At 39.5% G+C, this 18340-nt stretch carries 17 protein-coding genes; 5 read left to right on the top strand and 12 right to left on the bottom strand.

The window, feature by feature from the left end; translation table 11 throughout:
* Nucleotides 1–39: 39 nt before the first annotated feature.
* From A3775_RS20625 to A3775_RS20575, 11 genes are all read right to left on the bottom strand, one after another.
* Nucleotides 40–828, bottom strand: a complete 789-nt coding sequence (locus A3775_RS20625) for a DUF6816 family protein (RefSeq protein WP_066426559.1) — start codon at nt 826–828, stop codon at nt 40–42.
* A gap of 88 nt (nt 829–916) precedes the next feature.
* On the bottom strand, nt 917–1321 hold the full coding sequence (locus tag A3775_RS20620) for a ChuX/HutX family heme-like substrate-binding protein (protein ID WP_066383694.1): 405 nt from the start codon (nt 1319–1321) through the stop codon (nt 917–919).
* Nucleotides 1322–1388: 67 nt separating this feature from the next.
* A complete protein-coding gene (locus A3775_RS20615; RefSeq protein ID WP_066383691.1) occupies nt 1389–2348 on the bottom strand; it encodes a PhoH family protein in 960 nt (319 codons plus the stop codon).
* A gap of 334 nt (nt 2349–2682) precedes the next feature.
* Nucleotides 2683–2859, bottom strand: coding sequence for a 30S ribosomal protein S21 (gene rpsU / locus A3775_RS20610; RefSeq protein WP_015139836.1), 177 nt, complete (start codon nt 2857–2859; stop codon nt 2683–2685).
* A gap of 184 nt (nt 2860–3043) precedes the next feature.
* Nucleotides 3044–3469 carry a KH domain-containing protein gene (locus tag A3775_RS20605; protein WP_066383688.1) on the bottom strand — a complete coding sequence of 142 codons (426 nt, stop codon included), beginning with the start codon at nt 3467–3469 and terminating at the stop codon, nt 3044–3046.
* Nucleotides 3432–3692, bottom strand: coding sequence for a 30S ribosomal protein S16 (gene rpsP / locus A3775_RS20600; RefSeq protein WP_066383686.1), 261 nt, complete (start codon nt 3690–3692; stop codon nt 3432–3434). Before rpsP ends, A3775_RS20605 begins: the two co-directional genes overlap by 38 nt.
* Before the next feature lie 213 nt (nt 3693–3905).
* The gene (ffh, locus tag A3775_RS20595) at nt 3906–5369 is read right to left on the bottom strand and encodes a signal recognition particle protein (RefSeq protein WP_066383684.1); all 1464 of its coding nucleotides are present in this window, start codon (nt 5367–5369) and stop codon (nt 3906–3908) included.
* 130 nt (nt 5370–5499) lie between these two features.
* Nucleotides 5500–6882: an aminopeptidase P family protein gene (locus A3775_RS20590; RefSeq protein ID WP_066426558.1), complete on the bottom strand. Its 1383-nt coding sequence runs from the start codon at nt 6880–6882 to the stop codon at nt 5500–5502.
* Between the two features lie 21 nt (nt 6883–6903).
* The gene (locus tag A3775_RS20585) at nt 6904–7155 is read right to left on the bottom strand and encodes a hypothetical protein (RefSeq protein ID WP_066426556.1); all 252 of its coding nucleotides are present in this window, start codon (nt 7153–7155) and stop codon (nt 6904–6906) included.
* Nucleotides 7156–7238: 83 nt separating this feature from the next.
* Nucleotides 7239–9434: a hypothetical protein gene (locus A3775_RS20580; protein ID WP_066426554.1), complete on the bottom strand. Its 2196-nt coding sequence runs from the start codon at nt 9432–9434 to the stop codon at nt 7239–7241.
* Nucleotides 9435–9488: 54 nt separating this feature from the next.
* The gene (locus A3775_RS20575) at nt 9489–10808 is read right to left on the bottom strand and encodes a restriction endonuclease (RefSeq protein ID WP_082803809.1); all 1320 of its coding nucleotides are present in this window, start codon (nt 10806–10808) and stop codon (nt 9489–9491) included.
* An 881-nt stretch (nt 10809–11689) separates the two neighbouring features.
* On the opposite strand from A3775_RS20575, the gene A3775_RS20570 reads away from it, so the two are divergent.
* Entirely contained in the window at nt 11690–12490 is an 801-nt protein-coding gene (locus A3775_RS20570) for a PhzF family phenazine biosynthesis protein (RefSeq protein WP_066426552.1), read from the top strand.
* A 159-nt stretch (nt 12491–12649) separates the two neighbouring features.
* Nucleotides 12650–13105 (top strand): DUF4332 domain-containing protein, encoded by a 456-nt coding sequence (locus tag A3775_RS20565; protein ID WP_066426550.1) that lies wholly within the window; start codon nt 12650–12652, stop codon nt 13103–13105.
* A gap of 37 nt (nt 13106–13142) precedes the next feature.
* On the opposite strand, the gene A3775_RS20560 is transcribed toward A3775_RS20565, so the two are convergent.
* Nucleotides 13143–13757 (bottom strand): TetR/AcrR family transcriptional regulator, encoded by a 615-nt coding sequence (locus tag A3775_RS20560; RefSeq protein WP_066426548.1) that lies wholly within the window; start codon nt 13755–13757, stop codon nt 13143–13145.
* Between the two features lie 151 nt (nt 13758–13908).
* Here A3775_RS20560 and A3775_RS20555 point away from each other — a divergent pair, with 151 nt between their 5' ends.
* From A3775_RS20555 to A3775_RS20545, 3 genes are all read left to right on the top strand, one after another.
* On the top strand, nt 13909–15591 hold the full coding sequence (locus tag A3775_RS20555; protein WP_082803808.1) for a pitrilysin family protein: 1683 nt from the start codon (nt 13909–13911) through the stop codon (nt 15589–15591).
* A 102-nt stretch (nt 15592–15693) separates the two neighbouring features.
* On the top strand, nt 15694–17178 hold the full coding sequence (locus tag A3775_RS20550; protein ID WP_156481695.1) for a pitrilysin family protein: 1485 nt from the start codon (nt 15694–15696) through the stop codon (nt 17176–17178).
* A 280-nt stretch (nt 17179–17458) separates the two neighbouring features.
* Nucleotides 17459–17716 carry a hypothetical protein gene (locus A3775_RS20545; RefSeq protein ID WP_066383673.1) on the top strand — a complete coding sequence of 86 codons (258 nt, stop codon included), beginning with the start codon at nt 17459–17461 and terminating at the stop codon, nt 17714–17716.
* Nucleotides 17717–18340 lie beyond the last annotated feature (624 nt).

Below are 18340 nucleotides of genomic sequence, written 5' to 3'. Positions count from 1 at the left end.
AAGAGTTCAATGGTTAAATCATCCCTACGAGTGAATTGATTAGTCTGCTCTGGAAAATTCCAGGCGATAGCGATAAAGGGCTACTGGTCGAGAACCTGCGGTAAAGTAATCTGGATCTTGGGGTGAAAGGTAAACAGCAGTAACTTGGTCTGCTTCTATGGCTGGAGTAGATGCAGGCAGTTTATGATATGCTGTGGTAGATTCAACTGAGTTTAAATAAGGTCGAGAACCACCTTTAAATAATTGTTGGAATACTTCTGCGGCGATGAATTCACCATCTGGCGTTGTTTCTGTAGCGCGTGCAGTGACAAGAGAAACTAATTGGCGATCGCCACGTAAAAAGGTAATCTGACGATTAGGCGAATCTGGATCTACTTTCACTGATAACACAGCTTCATCCCCTAAATAAGCCCTAGCCAAATTCAAGCTATTAAATTCTCTATCTGCTACTAAAATTTGGGATTTATTATCTATCTGAGGTAGGAATTTTACACTAGCAATAGACTCAGCTAGTTGCTGTTTAACAAACCGGACTAAAAAACTCATGGGTTGATTAAGTTGTTGACGATTCCCTGCAAATCCAGGTGTAACAATATCCGGTGCTAGAGGTGCTGCTAAGTCTACCAAAGTGCTTTTAACTTGCCAAGTTCCTGCCATCCATTCAGGATAAACTAAATCGCCTTTAGCTAGTTGCACAGTCTTTAATTTTTCCCATTGGGTAAAGTTAGCTAAACGTTGAGATAACTCACCGGCGGTTGCTGGTTCATTCCACCCCAAGAGGAGGAAAATAGCGAGGAAAATACTAAAAATTACCCTGATAGTAAGCATTAATATTGATTTTTATTGGTTTGTAGTGAGGACTTTAGTCCTCCTATTAAATTTTAATGAGGGCTAGAGCCACCCACTACGAACATCATTAAATTTCTACTGCTAAAGGTTGCCAAACTTCGCCATATTTTTCTTTTAAAGCTTGCCACGCTTCCACCTGCCCCGGTTCATATTCTCCGGGTTTACCCCACTGTAAAAATACACTCAAAGCAGGTTCTTGATTCTCATCTAAAAACCGGATGGCATAAGTTGGAAAATTACCTCTTTTCGCTTCACCTGTTTCAAATTTCACTTGAGTAATTTTGTCCATGTTCAAGTGAAATTCAAAACCTTCGGTGTGCATATTGGCATATCTACCTTTAGGCAATACGGCATAAAATAGCTTTTCAATTCTACCCCGTGCTTCTAACACAGCAGCACTGCTAGTAACTATTAACCGCACAGTTCCCAATTTTTCACAAGCTTCTAAAAAGTCTTTTAAACTAACACTCATTTCTGTATCCTACTCTCAGTTTTTACTAATAACTAATGACTAATGACCAATGACTAATGCCTAATGTCTAATGACTAATTTCATGCTTTTCGTAGGCACTGACAATACGCTGCACTAGGGGATGTCGGACAACATCTTTTTGCGTAAATTCGCAAAAAGCTATGCCTTCAACGTGCTTTAATATTTGCAAAGCAACTGTTAAACCAGATGCTTGATTTAAGGGTAAATCTGTTTGTGTGGTGTCGCCTGTAATTACCATGCGAGAACGAAAACCTAAACGAGTTAACACCATTTTCATTTGGGCTGGTGTGGTGTTTTGGGCTTCATCAACAATCACAAAAGCATGGTTTAAAGTCCGTCCTCGCATATACGCTAGGGGTGCCACTTCAATGATGCCTCTTTCTATTAAATTAGGGACTTTTTCTTGATCGATGAATTCATAAATTGCATCGTAAAGTGGGCGGAGATAGGGATTAATTTTTTGCTGCAAATCTCCAGGTAAAAATCCTAATTTTTCCCCTGCTTCTACTGCCGGACGGGTTAAAATGAGTTTTTCTACTTGGTTGGCGAGGAGTGCTTGCACAGCGACAACTACGGCGAGGTATGTCTTACCAGTTCCCGCCGGGCCGATGCAAAAGGTAAGATCATGTTTACGGATAGCTTCGATGTACTGGCGTTGTCTAAAGGTTTTGGCGCGGATTTCTTCACCTCTACGAGTTCTGGCTAAGACATCGCGCTGTAATTCTCGTAGTTCGTCTTCCCGGTGAGTATCTAAGGCTTGGCGGGCTGTTAATATGTCGGCACTAGAAATATTATTGCCCTGAATCCAGATATTTTCGAGCGATCGCACTAATTTTGCAGCTAAGTCTCTTTGACTTTCTGTGCCGGAAATATGTAGTTCTTGCCCACGCATTACCAAGTTCGCGCCTGTTTGCCGCGATAGAATTTTGAGATTTTCTTCTCTATCGCCCGCTAAAGCCATTGTACTTGGAATGTTAGGCAGCTGAATTATTAAGGCATCTGCCATAAGTATTTTTTAATTGGTTAGCAGCAATTGTTACGAAAGTTAAGTATTTGAGTTGTCCTAACTCATTTTGCTCAAGTTTATTTTTATACTATTTTATAATAAAAAATCTTGTTAATACCAAGCTCTACAAAGCTTTTATCGGTTTTTATCAGAGAAAAATATTAATTTTTTTTAATGATATAATTTACAATCATCTGGAAATATTTAGTTTTATATGTAACAAGTAGAGACGCGCTGGCATCTCTACTTTTTCAGGTTTGAGCTAAAAATACTGCCCAACCTAAATTGACGAATTTAGTAGGTTAACTGACTTCATCAAAACCATGATTTTGATTTAGTAGCGACCAACTTTCCTTGCTGATTCTGCCTTGCGTTTCCGGCGCAAACTGGGTTTTTCGTATCTTTCCCGACGTTTGACTTCCGACAAAATGCCGGCTTTTTGAATTTTCTTTTTAAAACGTCTTAGTGCCGAGTCAATAGACTCATTTTCACCCAAACGGACTTCAGCCACTCCCTGTGTTCACCTCCTGACAGAGATTATCAGAGTTATGTACAAGCATTACTAACTGTATCTAGTGGGTAAATTTTGTAGGTAGCTCTCAAAAGATTGCACAATCTTTCTATTGCTTCCCGCAATTATCTGAAGGTTCTGAGCGGAGGTGATTACCGCTCAGGCTTCTGATTCTATTTTTATCCTAGCGGGAGCGGGGTTTAACAACAGGTCTAGAGGAATTTGTGCGCCGTTCTCGCGTTTTGGGGATAGGCGATCGCTCTTGTTGCTCTTCATCAAAAGACATACCATCCCGGCCTGTGCTGGTGCTACCGTAGATATCCAAGTAAACTGATTGTCCGGCTAATTCTGCCGCAGCAGTCATTACCGTCCGAATCGCTTGGATATTACGTCCTCCTCGGCCAAAGACTTTCCCTTTATCTGTGTTGTCAAAGGCGATGCGAACCCAAACCCGGTTAAGGGTTTGAGAAATTTCACAATCGACGCTCAAAGACTGTGGAAATTCTAAAAACGGCTGCATCAAAAACTTAACTAGCCCCACATAATTGGGACTAGCATTTGGTAAATTTGTACTAAGATGCGGTATTGGCACTGACCTGTTCAAAGACATTGGCTTTTTGTAGGATGCGACGTACTGTATCAGTAGGTTGTGCGCCTTGCTGTAGTCGCTTGACGATGCCGGGAACATCCAATCTGACTTCATCGGTTCTGGGGTTGTAAAATCCCAGTTCTTCTAGGGGACGACCATCACGGCGAGAAAGGCCGTTCATAGCGACAATGCGGTAGCTCGCTTCCCGCTTTTTACCGTATCGCTTCAAGCGCAATTTGATCATGATTGAAGAAACATTCTCCTGTTTGTTGATATTTTTAGGAAGCAGCTGTCTGAGTTCAGAACTTCCTGTACTGAAATGCTAATTTTAGCACTTGCTCAGGGTTTACGGCTATGAGTCAATGGTCAAAAGTCAAAAGTCCCTAGCCCAGAGTTGATATTTCCTCAGAAAACCAACCAAGCTAATGACTAATGACTAATAACTAATGACTAATAACTAAAGATTGCCAAACCCTTTTTTCTTCTTATCTTTGGGTTTTTTCTTCTTCGTAGCTGCGCCAGCGTTATAACCACGCCAGCCGGGAGGTGCGGGACGGTTGCCCATGCCGGCGTAGGCGTTACCCATACCGCCACCGCCAAACATTCCTGGCATTCCTGGTAAGCCACCTTGTCCCATTTGTTGCATGAGCGATCGCATTTTTTGGAAGTCAGCCACCAGTTTACTCACATCTGCTTCTTTATAGCCAGAACCAGAGGCAATTCTGCGCCGACGACTGGGAGAACTCGCCAGTAAATCTGGGTCACGACGTTCTTGGGCAGTCATGGAATTAATCATGGCTTCACAGCGTTTTAGCTGAGTTTCGCCTTGCTTAAGTTGATCCTCTGAGAGTTTACCCATCCCCGGAATTAACTTGAGGATACCGCCCAACGAACCCATATTCTTTAACAAGCGCAGTTGCTTGAGAAAGTCGGTAAAGTCAAATTTTGCTGACAGGATTTTCTCCTGCATTTTCTCAGCGTCAGCAATATCGATTTCTTCTTGGGCTTTTTCTACCAAGGTGAGAACGTCACCCATACCCAAAATCCGCGAAGCCATCCGGTCTGGGAAAAACGGTTGTAGGGCTTCGACTTTTTCACCCACACCCACAAACTTAATCGGCGCGCCGGAAATTGTGCGGACTGACAAAGCTGCACCACCACGGCTGTCACCATCCAACTTTGTGAGAATTGCCCCGGTAATACCGATTTCTTCATGGAAAGTACGAGTCAAATTTGCTGCTTCTTGACCCGTCATCGCATCCACGACTAACAGAGTTTCATGGGGTTGGACTGTCTGCTTAATGCGGGCTAATTCCGCCATCATGTCTGCGTCTATTTGCAGACGACCTGCTGTATCAATAATAACTGTGTTTACGCCTTCAGCCTTGGCACGTTCCACACCTTGACGGGCGATTTCTACCGGGTCTGCGTCGCTTCCTAGTTCAAAAACTGGTACGTCAATTTGTTTACCAAGGGTGAGTAACTGGTCAATAGCGGCTGGGCGGTATACGTCAGTTGCTACCAACAAACAACTGCGGTCTAATTTGCGGAGGTGTAAGGCTAACTTGGCGGTAGCTGTAGTTTTACCAGTACCTTGTAAACCAGCCATCAAGACAATAGTGGGATTTGTTTGGGCTTCGGCTAGGGGAACATTTTCTTCCCCCATCACCTTGACTAGCTCATCATAAACAATCTTGATAAACTGTTGGTCAGGTCGCACACCTTTAATAACTTCGGCTCCCTGCGCCTTGGCTTCAACTTCGCTAATAAATGCTTTGACGACCTGGAGGTTAACATCTGCTTCCAACAAGGCGCGGCGCACTTCCCGCAAAGCATCTTGAATATTAGAGTCAGTAATTTTATCTTGCCCGCGCAGTTTCTTCCAGGCGGATTCTAAACGGTCTGCTAATGCGTCAAACATATCTTAATTACACTTATTGAGCCAATCGGGATGTCAGAACCAGCGTTAATTGCGATTCAGAAGTTTGCAAATTTTAATGTGCTATTTACCAGCTTAGTCGTTTTTCCCGCGAGTTGAGCAGGGTGGTATTTTAACAACGTACCAATTCTTCTACAGCCTCAGCTTTGTTTGGTAACTCGGCTGTTAATACTTCGCTGCCTGTGTCGGTAACTAACACATCATCTTCAATGCGGATTCCACGCACATCGTTAAATTGTGCTAAACGTTCCCAATTGACTATATTATGGTATTTAGCGCGGTTGTTGGCATCGTTTAAAATCGCGGGAACTTGATAGAATCCTGGTTCAATTGTGACTAACATTCCTGATTTTAAGGGACGATTTAAACGCAGGTAGCCTAAACCAAAGCGATCGCTTCTTTTTCTCCCTGCTTCATACCCTGCTAAATCCCCCAAATCTTCCATATCATGCACATCTAAACCGAGTAAATGTCCGATACCGTGGGGGAAAAACAGGGCATGGGCATCCATTTCTACTAAATCCTCTGGATTCCCCTGCAAAATCCCTAAATTTACTAAACCTTCAGCTATAACTTGCGCTGCTAACAGATGAATATCCCGATATTCTACACCGGGGGCAACTTTGGCGATACAAGCATCATGAGCCGCTAGCACAACATCATAAATATCTCGTTGCGTCGGGGAAAACTTGCCAGAAACAGGCCAAGTCCGGGTTATGTCAGCAGCCCAACCCATCGGGGTTTCTGCACCGACATCAGCTAGTAGTAAATCTCCTGGTTGCAAAGCATGGTGATATGCTTCGTTGTGTAAAACTTCGCCGTGAACTGTGACAATGCTGTTGTAGGAGGTAGTCATATTTTGGGCGATGATTACCCCTTCCATTGCGGCGCGGACTTCTGCTTCTAGTTTAGCTTTGGGTGTGGCAGTCATTCCGGCTTTGTGTGCTTCTATGCTCACAGCCGCCGCTTTCCGCAATTCCACTAACGCGCCTGTATCATGGGTCAGACGTAAAGTAGCGATCGCCTGTGCTAATTCTCGGTCTATTCCTTCTAAATCATAGGGTGAAGAAATTTCTCTTTGTAAAATTTGTGACTGTACAAGCGTCGTCCGATAATTTTGTACAGGAATTGATGCTGCACCCCTGCCCCGATGCTTCAACTCTGACATGGTTCTAGCAGCATCAGCACCGATTTTTTCAGCTATTTCGTCACGTTTGGGCATTTCTCCATGCCAAAGTGCGCTACTAGGTTCGGGGTTATCCATAAACAATTCTAGCTTCCCGGCTTCTAGGCGAATGGCGGCGTTAGGTAAAGGTAAGCCAGCAAAATACAGGAAATGACTGCTAGCACGAAAGGGGTAGATATTGGCGGCAAAATTGCGCGGTTTACTCTGACCTGACCAGAGAATCGCCGGAAAATCAATCAATTCGTCTAGTCGTTGTCGCCGTTGCAGTAGAGTTTCAGCCAGGGAACTATCACTGTTTTGGATCAGCATAAATCAAAACTTAAACAACCTCTAGTTTCTATTTTGTTCCTCAGTATCTTGTTCTTGATCATCACCATCATCATCTTGTTGATCATCGTCGTCATCATCTTGATCTGTTTGGGCTGGTGATGATTCAGTGTTGACAGTGGGTTGTTCTATTGGTGTTAATGGCTGTTGGTTAGTACCGCAACTGACTACACCAAGGGAAATTAAGCCTATGTTCATGGCGACAAAAAGGCTTTTAATAATTGTGTGCCATAAATTACCATTGGCATTTAACATTGACTTAAACCTCTGAAGATAGTATTTCAGATCATATTATTGAGAGATTAGGAAAACTGCTCATAGTGTTTTTTTTACATTCATTAATTGTTGAGAATTATATCTAAAATTTCTGGGAGGGTAAAATAAATATAGTAAAGAATTGGTGTACCAACAATATCTATTGTTCCAAATCTACGACATAAATTAGAGTTAGGTATTTTCAGTTGAGGAACTTCAATAGGAGTCGAGTTAATGTGAAAAGTGATACACCATTTGATTTTTATTTGTAATTTCCCATTTTCATCTCTATCTTCTTCTTTTTCGCCTAAATCATAAAATAAGTTATCATAAAAATAGTCTATGTTTACTTTAGTAAATTCTTCAGCAACAATACTTTCTGAATATGGAAAGTAAGCTTCTACAAGATTTGGAATATTTTCTCCTATTTCTTGAAAGAAAATTTTAACTTGTTCAATAATATAATCTGTAGCAATTTTTCTTTGCTTCTCATTTTGAAAAGAAATTAAAGGAATATAATCACTTTTGAATGTTTTGTTTTCTAACACAGCAATTTCTTCTTTTTTTCTCGAAGGATTAATATAATTTTTTGGGTGATAATAATTTGGTATAATCGGTACATTAACATTTGATGCTTGAATGATTCCTAAATATACTTTTTGTATTACATCAAAATTTATTTTGACTAATTTAATGCCTCTAATATGAAATTTATCCTCTATATTTCCTAAATCATGTTTCTCATTTTCATTTTTATCAGTGAAATAAAAAGGAATGAAAAAATAATTTATTATGGTATGGTTAGGAAACACCTGTTGTAATGCCAATTCATAACCCAGTTGTTTTTCTAAACCTATTCTATAGCCGTCATCAGTTTCTTCTAAATATTTATTTTTACAAAATTCATATTTTTGGAACGAAATATTTTTGAAGTCAATAATTATTAAATTTGTTAAATTGCTAGAAACTTCTATTTGTAATATTAAATCAGGTCTTGGATAACGGCGTAATAGTTTACGCTTATCAAATTTACTGCTGCGATAGTATAAATTAGTAAATGTTTCCCTATTTAAATCCCATTCAATACAGAATAATTCACTCCAATATAATGATTTACAATTACTAGGATGCTTAACTTCAGGTTCTCCTTTCTGATATAACCACTTATTATTAGATTCATCTACTTCATTGTCTCTTTCTTGAATTTGCCACCAACCTACTCTATTTTTTTCTATTTCTGGTCTATAACGCTTAGGATTTTTAGTTATATCATTTTTATAACCATCTATCGGAATATCAGTATCGGCAAAACAGATATCATTAAAAATATTATTATCTTGATCAAAGTTTTTCTTGAAAAAGTAGGTTTGACACATATCCTCCCAAACATAATCAAAACCTTGTTTTCCTTGTATGCCCCAAAAATCACCATCATCTAGTTCGGGGTTTAATCCTCCATATAAGAAAATCTCTATAGCTTCATAAAGTCCCCAGTAATCAGCATCTTTATAATGAGTATTTCTATCTATATTATCTAGAGCTTCTTTACAAATTGTAAGAGTTTCTTCAAAAGTATCTTGCTCAAAAAGAGAATGATTAATGGTTAAATAATTATCTCTAAATCTTTGAGAAAGAAATTGAATATCTTGACTTCTTCCGTAAACATGATCAGGTACATCTTCTTGTAGTTGTTGAATAATTTCATCCAGTATAAAACAATAAAGGTGAACTATATCCGTACTTTCATAAGTTATCATTGGACGTGGTAAGTCCATGACATCAATATAAATAGCTCCATTGTTTAAATAAATAGCTCTATCTAAATATTTATATATTTTAGAATAGTCTATTTCTTCACTACGTCTAATTTTATTTTCAAGAGAATTAATAGCTAAATCATCATAAGCTTCTAATATTCGTTCAATCATCGAAAGTTTACTGTATAAAATACAATCACTTCCTTCTTCATACTCTAAACTAATACCACCTGTACTCAAAGTTGGTTTATCTTGATTTTTAGTATTTTTAGCATCTTTTCTTTTAATTCTTGAATTATTTTCGTTATCACGATCAAACTTTCTTAATGTTCGATACATTAAGAAGAAAAAATCGCGTACTTTGTTAAATTTACTACTATCCCCACCATTAGTTGCACTTTGATATCTATCAATAAAATCATCAAAACCTTTTGGTAAGTAAAAAGCATACCCGTCAACATCTGCTTTAATACCCACAAAGTCTGAACCTATTTTAAGATTTAGTTGCGAAAAATTCCACATGATACATTAACAAGATTATTAGCTGAATAGGAAATTATGGATATTTCAAACAGATTATTTTTGCTGATAGTTTAAAAGATTTTTAACAAAATCTTGGTGATATTTAATAAAATCCCCAAAAGTTACTAATCGCTTATCATTTTTATCAAAACATAAAATTTCACGAAGCGGGTTTTTGTCTCGATTAAAAACACTATCCCAAATAAAAAACATCAGTTTATTTTTTATTTGTTCTTCTGTAACTTTATCTGTATTTATAAAATGATAACCTATTTGCATATCTTCAATTCTTCCGCTTCTAACAGAATTATGGTTATCTTTAATAAATATATTGAACTTTTCTACTAAATCTTTCCATTTATAATTATTATTGCCATAGCCTTCTAAAATTACTTTATCTACATCTTTATCATCATCTTGTTTCCAATCTACATATTCCCATTCCCAACGTCTTTTAAAAGCGTTATCCATAAAGTAAATAGAATTATCAGAAGTATTCATTGTTCCAAATATTGAAAGATTTGGAGGAATACGAATTGAACTACCAACGGCTGTGTTAACTTTTACTTTAATCTTGATTTCATCAAATACAGGAAATTTTTCTAGTACGTAAGATGAACCTTTGTTTTGATACTTGTATGTAGGATTACGCTCATCTATTCCTGTTTGTGCAAAGCCTATTAGTTCAACAAGCTTTCTAAATTCTAAATCAGAAATATTAATTCCATAGGCAGACCAACCATCTTGACCACGGTCTAAAAGTTGAAAAACTGTACCAAAAATTGCTGAAGAATTACCTCGATTAATTTCGTCAATTACTAAGGCAACATTTTGGGTTTCCGTACCTTCCTTATGAGCCATTATAATATTTTTATAGGCTTGTGATAGTGCTTTTAAAAAATGACCTTCATAAAATTGATAATAAACACTTTTATCTTTATCTTCGTTCATCGTCATTGGCATTAATTTACCCATAAAATCCCCATAGGTGTATTCAGGATGAAAGACAGTTTTAATTAAATTTTCAGGATAAATATTTTTATCAATACCTAAAACTTGCTTAACAATTCCACCATCAACATCATTAGATATTTTGTGGCTTTTACCAGTACCAGGACAACCGAAAAATATTTTTTGAATTGGACTTTTCATGGTTTGATTATTACCTTTGCTTTGTTGATTATGTTGCTTGTGTAAGTATGTATATAAGTCTAACAACTGCGAATCAGTAAGTTTATTACGGATTATTTGTCCATAAGTGTTACGAAGATAGTTTGTTTGCTCTGTTTGTGTCCAACCTAAACGTTCAAACTCTTTATTGGTTTTAGCTATAAGTTCGGTGCGATCAGGAATATGAGAAAAATTTCTAACCATTTATTTAATTGAACCAGAAATTTGTAGCTAAATGATAATTAGGGTTTGCTGAAAGAAAGCAACAGTCTTTCTAGATAAAGGGTTACAAAGCTTTCTAACCAAAGAATTGGAAAATGATTAGAGATGTCTAAAAACTCTTACATTTTCACCAGAAATACAATGTAAATTCAAGGATTCATCAACCAAACCTTGATTTCTCAACCCCTTTGACATCTAATTCAATTTCTAACCTTCTTCAGCAAGCTTTAATTATACTAGATATTCTGCAAAATTACTCATACATATATAATACACTTATATACGAAACCTGAATAACTATCTTCCTGACTATGAATTTGTACATTCGGTAAAGCAGGGGGTACGGTTGGCGAACCCCTAAAAAGTAAACTGAACCGATTAGTTCATAAATAAAACGCTAGAGAGCTTTCTGAGAAGTTTTATACTCAGGTGTTTGCTTACCCAACTTCAGTTCAGACAAAACAGAGTGGCGTAAAATTTGAAGGGCTGCAACCATTAGCAACCCAACAAACTATTTGGGAGATATCAGTTATATCTTGCACAATTCTCAACCAGCGTCAGGGGGGCATTGCCAACAACCTAAAACTAAAGGTTTTCGCAACAGACAAGCAATGCCCACCCTACAAGAGTTGTCATCCAGCAACTGAAACAACCTCTAGTTTTCTTTGAATCTACCGGAATCAAGACAACAGTATTCAATTACAACTGACACATTGACAATAAATACCAAGTATGTATATAGATAAACCATATATTTCGTAGGGGTTTAGCATTGCTAAACCCCTACAGTACAGGTTTATTTACGATTAAATTAATGATGAATAATTGATTTTTTGGTGTTCCCTCATTATCAGGGTGACTTTATGGGACAAATAATTACTCAGGTTGATGCTTTTACTGACAAACCCTTTGCGGGAAATCCTGCGGCAGTTTGTGTTTTAGAGACTCCCCAAGCGGATGAGTGGATGCAGAATGTAGCGCAAGAGATGAATTTATCAGAAACGGCTTTTGTTGTGAAACAGGATGATGGTTTTTATCTGCGCTGGTTTACACCAACGACAGAGGTACCGCTTTGTGGTCATGCTACCTTAGCAACCGCCCATGTATTATGGTCTGAGGGACATTTATCAACGGATGAAGCTGCACGTTTTCATACTAAAAGCGGGTTATTGATTGCTCAACGACAAGGTGATTGGATTGAGTTAGATTTTCCGGTGACTCACTCACAAGCAATTATGCCACCGTCAGGACTGAGTGAGGCTTTAGGAGTACCTTTAAAATCAGTGGTAGAGAATTATTTAGGTTATTTGGTAGAAGTCGAATCTGAAGATTTAGTCCGGCAAATGCAGCCGAATTTTCCACGATTGAAAACTCTGCCTATGGCGGATGTGATTGTTACTAGCATTACGCACCCTGATTCAGAATACGATTTTGTGTCGCGTTTCTTTGCGCCGGGTTTGGGGATTAATGAAGATCCGGTGACGGGTGCGGCTCATTGTTGCTTGGCTTCATATTGGCGCGATCGCCTAAATAAAAATCAATTCTTAGCATATCAAGCATCGAGCCGTGGCGGTGTAGTTAAAGTGAATTATCCAGGAGGCGATCGCGTGTTTTTAGCAGGTCAAGCTGTTACAGTTTTAAGGGGAGAGTTGATTAGTCATTAGTCATTAGTCATTAGTTATTGGTCATTAGTCATTAGTTTCTCTCCTCCGCTCCCCCTGCTCCCCTGCTTCCTCATACCCCTCATCTCCCCAGTCAAGAGTCCCCAATTCCCTGAAGAAAAAGCCACAATATTAAAGACAACTTATGATTATTTATTAAAGATGTGTGCTAAAAAAACGGGTATTCCCCAGCGCAGCCAGATGCAATCTTGTGACTGGCCGATTGAACAATTACCGGGATTAAGTTCACAAGAACAATCTCAATTGCAAAATTGCGGAATTACAACCACAGGCGGGTTAGTCAAACAAGGTAAAACCCCCCAAGATAGGCTAGTCTTGGCTAATAAATTACAGGTTCACCTTCAGTATGTTAATAAGTGGATAGCCTTGGCTGATTTGGCGCGTGTTCCTAGTGTGGGAATTCAATATTGTGGTTTGTTGCTACACACTGGGGTAGGTTCAGTAGCACAGTTAGCGCAGACTCCTACTCACAGATTACATCAACAAATTATGCGCTTGCAGGTTGCAACCATGCAGCGCAGAGATTTGTGTCCAGCAATTGAACTGGTTCAACAGTGGAGTCAACAAGCGAAGATATTAGGGGATAGGGAATGGTGAGTAGGAAATTAGCAACACTAACCGCTAGCTGCTCAAATTAATCCTTAGCTAATACGCCATTGAGAAAGATATCAGCTAAACCTTCTGCCATTTCTTGCATTTGTTGGGGGGAAGCGTCGGGTTCCATGACGGTGTTGTTAGAAAAACCTGCGATCGCAAACATTCCTAAAAATACTTTCGCTACCAGATTCGCATCCATTTGGCGATAAATGCCTTTATCCATTGCGGTTTGGAAGAAAGCTTGAGCCACATCTGTCATTTTAGTAATGACTTCTGTTTGAATGCGATCGCGCAAATCTGGATGAAATTGCACCTCCATAAAGCAAACGCGCATCAAGTCCGCATTCTTTTGCAAATTCCACATCCGACGGCGCATTACTTGAGCCACAGCCTTATAGCTGCCCATTTCACTCAATTCTGTGAGCAAATCCGTGAGAATCTCCACCCAGCCACCAGTCGCCACCTCTACTAAAATGGCCTTTTTATTGGGAAAATGGCGAAATAAAGTCCCCTCAGCGACTCCAGCCGCTTGGGCTAAGTCGCGGGTGGTAGTACCATCAAATCCTTGAGCAGCAAATAAGCGTAATGCTGCTTCTAAAATGCGGGTACGTGTTTGTGCCTCTGAAGGTGGGGAAGAATGAAAAACTCGCATAATAGTTATTGTAAAATCTTCGGAACATGGTTTGTAGCATTATTGTCTACCTTCAGGTACAAAAACCATAGAAAGCTTAATACAAGATTAACGCTCTGCTTGTTAATTTCCCTGTTGCTTAGGTAGTGAAAATTTATTCTACTTGTTGCTTATGAATCAGTTTCCTTGCTCACACACACCAGATAACCATTTTCAGCCTTCAACAAAGACTCAGGTTTATATTCCTCCCATTTTAAGAACTCAGGCGAATTTAGCGCGGAGATTTGTTATAACTTTACTTTTCCTTACATTTGTTTGGTTAGGGCTAATACCAGACATCGCTTTAGCTCAAACCACAACCGCACCTACTCCTGAAATCACATTACAACGGGGCAAAAGTTCCACACCTGGTGTTAAAAGTTCAATTCAACCCTATTTAGATCAGGTAATTAAAAATCTCACAGAGTTTCGGTTGAATAACGGCATGAAGTTCATTGTCTTGGAACGCCACCAAGCACCAGTAGTATCTTTTCTCACCTACGCTGATGTGGGGGGTGTGGATGAACCCGACGGTAAAACAGGTGTAGCACACTTTCTAGAACATTTGGCATTTAAAGGCACTACCCGCATTGGTACAAAAGACTACCAAGCTGAAAAAATCCTGCTTGAGCGTTTGGAACAGTTGGATGAGCAAATTCAAGCAGCAAAAGCAAATGGTAAACAAGATGAAGTTACTAAGTTGCAAACCACTTTCAAGCAGGTACAATCACAAGCTGCTACATTTGTCAAGCAAAACGAATTAGGGCAAATTGTCCAGCAAGCCGGAGGGGTAGGTTTAAATGCCACAACTTCCGCAGAAGCAACACGTTATTTTTACAGTTTTCCTGCCAACAAGTTGGAACTGTGGATGTCACTAGAATCAGAACGATTTCTTGACCCAGTAATTCGGCGAGAGTTTTATAAAGAAAGAGATGTAATTTTAGAAGAACGCCGGATGCGGGTGGACAATTCACCTATCGGGTTGATGGTAGAGAAATTTATTGATACAGCTTTCAAAGTCCATCCCTATAGGCGGCCTGTGATTGGTTACGACAATGATATCCGTAACCTGACACCAAAAGATGTGCAAACATTTTTTGAAACTCACTATGTACCCAGTAATATCACTATTGCTGTGGTGGGAGATGTTAACCCAACTGAGGTGAAAAGATTAGCACAGATTTATTTTGGACGCTATCAGGCTAAACCCAAATATCAAGCAAAAATTCCTACCGAACCGCAACAAACCCAAACGCGAGAAGTGACGGTAGAGTTACCTTCCCAACCTTGGTATTTAGAAGGTTATCACCGTCCGGCTGTCACTCACCCAGATAATGCAGTTTATGACATCATTGGCAGTTTATTGAGCAACGGGCGGACATCACGGTTGTATAAATCTTTAGTAGAACAGCAACGTTTGGCTTTAAATGCTCAAGGTTTTAGCGGCTTCCCCGGAGATAAGTACCCAAACCTGATGTTATTCTATGCTCTCACTGCTCCTGGTCGCACAGTTGACGAAGTAGGGGCGGGTTTACGCCAAGAAATTGAGAAGTTGAAAACTGAACCTGTCACCGCTTCGGAATTGGAACGGGTGAAAACCCAAGCAAGGGCGGGTTTATTACGCAGCCTCGACTCTAACATGGGCATGGCACAGCAACTTTTAGAATATCAAGTCAAAACTGGCTCTTGGCGGAATTTGTTTCAACAATTAGATGATATTGCGGCGGTGACTCCTGCGGATATTCAGCGAGTCGCAAAAGCCACATTCACGCCGGAAAATCGCACAATTGGCAAGTTGTTAGCAAAACAGGGTTAAACAATTCCAGTTCAAAGTAAGGACTTAAGTCCTTACTACAAACCAGACAAGTAAAAATAATGATGTTGTATGTGGCGAGTTATGCAGAGGGTTAAACAGCAGATGTTCAAGAAAGTTACTACGGGAAAAAGGCTGATTTATGTGTTGATGGTTGCTTGCGCCTTTTTACTGGTAACTTTTAACTTTTCTCCAGTGGCGACAGCAGCAGCCAAGTATTATGCAGAGTTGCAGTTTGCGCCGTTGCCTGAGATTAAGTTACCCCAGTATGAACGGTATGTATTACGCAACGGTTTGGTTGTCTATTTAATGGAGGATCACGAACTACCTTTGGTGAGTGGTACGGCGTTGATACGGGCTGGAAGCCGTTGGGAAGGTAGTGATAAAGTGGGACTGGCTGGTATTACAGGTACGGTGATGCGGACTGGAGGAACTACAAAGCATTCACCGGATCAACTCAATGAAATTTTAGAACAACGGGCGGCAGCTGTAGAAACTAGCATTGGTGAGGCTGCGGCTAGTGCGAGTTTTGATGCACTTAGTGAAGATGTTGAAACTGTGTTTGGGTTGTTTGCTGAGGTGCTGCGTGAGCCTGTATTTGCTCAAGAACAGCTAGATTTAGCGAAAACTAAGGTTAAGGGTGCGATTGCTCGGCGTAACGATGACCCAGATGATATTGCTAGTCGTGAGTTTCGCAAGTTAATTTATGGCAAGGAAAGCCCCTATGCTCGCACTACAGAATATGCGACTGTAGATAGGATTACTCGCGAAGATTTGGTTAACTTCCATCAGGATTTTTTCCACCCCAATCAGATGATTTTGGGAATTGTGGGAGATTTTGACGCTAAAAAAATGCGATCGCTCATCCAAGCTAAACTCGGTGATTGGCGACGTAACCCCAGAATGATTAAACTTCCCTTACCAGAAGTATCACCAGCTAATACAGGTGGGGTATTTATGGTGAATCAGCCCCAGTTAACGCAAAGTAGTATTTTAGTGGGACATCTGGGCGGTAGGTTTGATAACCCTGACTATGCAGCCTTGGATGTATTGAATGGGGTGTTAAATGGGTTTGGGGGTAGGTTATTCAATGAGGTGCGATCGCGTCAAGGTTTAGCTTATTCTGTCTATGGTATCTGGAGTCCCCGCTTTGATTACCCTGGAATTTTCATTGCAGGTGGACAAACTCGTTCTGATGCCACTGTGCAGTTTGTCAAAGCTTTACAGGCAGAAATTCAGCGCATCCAAACCCAACCAATCACAGCACAAGAATTAGCCTATGCTAAAGAGTCTACACTCAATTCTTTTGTGTTCAACTTTCAAGACCCTGCTCAAACCTTATCGCGGTTGATGCGCTACGAATATTACGGCTATCCGGCTGATTTTCTGTTCCGCTATCAAAAAGCCGTCTCTGCAACCACAGCCGCAGATGTGCAACGGGTAGCCAAGCAATACCTCAAGCCAGATAACTTAGTAACTTTAGTCGTTGGTAATCAAACCGCCATTCAACCACCATTGACGCAGCTAGCAGCGCAGGTGACACCAATAGATGTGACAATTCCTAATTCACAACCACAGGCTAAAAAGTAATAGCTGAGATGTATTTCAATTTCCCTATATTTAGGGCATTATCACCCCGCTTCTCGAAGAAAGCGGGGTTTTTGTTTAACCCTAGACAAATGAATTTTACTATTAGAAATTCTAGGCTTTTATAGACAAAATACCTTGTATTCTGTCTGAAAATATCGAGAAAAAATCTTGACTTTCTGCAATAGCAAATCAAAATATAAGGGGATAATCCTAATTTGGCAAATTAGTTATATCTCTGTACCTTGTTAATTGGCATGACCGTATTGACGGAGGCAAGCAAATGGTAAAAATAATTATCTCTGATCTTTCTCCAAGCGATGACCAAAAGTTTATTCATGATCTGACGCTTTGGGAAATGATGAATGTATATGCTGGATTGGAAAGAAGATACGGAAGAAGGAGAAATTCAAATCCTGCCCCTATAGAAGAAGCAAGTCCAGCCTCAATGCCTGATACAAATGCAATTCTTAGTCAATGGATGGATAATCTAGACTTACAACTTAAAGATTTGCGAGGACAACTTGGTATACCTCAATAGTCTTTAACCAATTACAACTTAATATTCATGATTATCGTGTGTTTGAATGCAGATTAAGTTAAACACACGATTTTTAATGGAAACCATTATGTATTTTGAGGCGATTATACAGGCATCCTCAATGATAATTGCAAAATTCAATGGTATGTGGTGTAGGGTGGGCGTTGACTGTTCACCCTACTTGTTTTCTGTATTCTTTCTTCTCTACGTTTAGAAGATGTTTGAAAATCAGCAAGCCAGAACGACTGGAAGTCGTGGCTATAGAAACCAATAACCTTATCCTAAATCTGTGATTACTAATGCAAGGTTTCTCAAAAATATATCAATACTAAATCTAGTCAATATCAATCTCAAAATAGACATATATAACTGATTTATGTCTCTTGAATCAAGTTTTTTCTCTTGATTTTCACAAAAAAAGTAAATAAAAATTGAATCATCAGTTAAGCAAAGCCAGCTTAACTTACCGCAAGAAAATACTCAAAACAAGAATTGTTTTAGGAGTCTATCATGGCGTTTATTGCTGTTAACGAATTACGTGCTACTGGTTCAGAATTGTTCCAAGATTCTGAAAGCTTCCTCAACGAATTGAACAATCTTGATGATTCTGTTCATGGTGGTTAC

The sequence above is a fragment of the Anabaena sp. 4-3 genome, from assembly GCF_001597745.1.
In the GTDB taxonomy this organism is placed as follows: domain Bacteria; phylum Cyanobacteriota; class Cyanobacteriia; order Cyanobacteriales; family Nostocaceae; genus Trichormus.
Note: the sequence above shows the minus strand (reverse complement) of the source record. Positions and strands in the feature narration are given on the sequence as shown.

Bases quoted from the DNA above. Each gene is read 5' to 3' on its own strand.
- A3775_RS20625 (WP_066426559.1), bottom strand. From the start codon at position 828: ATGCTTACTATCAGGGTAATTTTTAGTATTTTCCTCGCTATTTTCCTC.
- A3775_RS20620 (WP_066383694.1), bottom strand. From the start codon at position 1,321: ATGAGTGTTAGTTTAAAAGACTTTTTAGAAGCTTGTGAAAAATTGGGA.
- A3775_RS20615 (WP_066383691.1), bottom strand. From the start codon at position 2,348: ATGGCAGATGCCTTAATAATTCAGCTGCCTAACATTCCAAGTACAATG.
- A3775_RS20605 (WP_066383688.1), bottom strand. From the start codon at position 3,469: ATGTCTTTGAACAGGTCAGTGCCAATACCGCATCTTAGTACAAATTTA.
- rpsP (WP_066383686.1), bottom strand. From the start codon at position 3,692: ATGATCAAATTGCGCTTGAAGCGATACGGTAAAAAGCGGGAAGCGAGC.
- ffh (WP_066383684.1), bottom strand. From the start codon at position 5,369: ATGTTTGACGCATTAGCAGACCGTTTAGAATCCGCCTGGAAGAAACTG.
- A3775_RS20590 (WP_066426558.1), bottom strand. From the start codon at position 6,882: ATGCTGATCCAAAACAGTGATAGTTCCCTGGCTGAAACTCTACTGCAA.
- A3775_RS20585 (WP_066426556.1), bottom strand. From the start codon at position 7,155: ATGTTAAATGCCAATGGTAATTTATGGCACACAATTATTAAAAGCCTT.
- A3775_RS20580 (WP_066426554.1), bottom strand. From the start codon at position 9,434: ATGTGGAATTTTTCGCAACTAAATCTTAAAATAGGTTCAGACTTTGTG.
- A3775_RS20575 (WP_082803809.1), bottom strand. From the start codon at position 10,808: ATGGTTAGAAATTTTTCTCATATTCCTGATCGCACCGAACTTATAGCT.
- A3775_RS20570 (WP_066426552.1), top strand. From the start codon at position 11,690: ATGGGACAAATAATTACTCAGGTTGATGCTTTTACTGACAAACCCTTT.
- A3775_RS20565 (WP_066426550.1), top strand. From the start codon at position 12,650: ATGTGTGCTAAAAAAACGGGTATTCCCCAGCGCAGCCAGATGCAATCT.
- A3775_RS20560 (WP_066426548.1), bottom strand. From the start codon at position 13,757: ATGCGAGTTTTTCATTCTTCCCCACCTTCAGAGGCACAAACACGTACC.
- A3775_RS20555 (WP_082803808.1), top strand. From the start codon at position 13,909: ATGAATCAGTTTCCTTGCTCACACACACCAGATAACCATTTTCAGCCT.
- A3775_RS20550 (WP_156481695.1), top strand. From the start codon at position 15,694: ATGTTCAAGAAAGTTACTACGGGAAAAAGGCTGATTTATGTGTTGATG.
- A3775_RS20545 (WP_066383673.1), top strand. From the start codon at position 17,459: ATGGTAAAAATAATTATCTCTGATCTTTCTCCAAGCGATGACCAAAAG.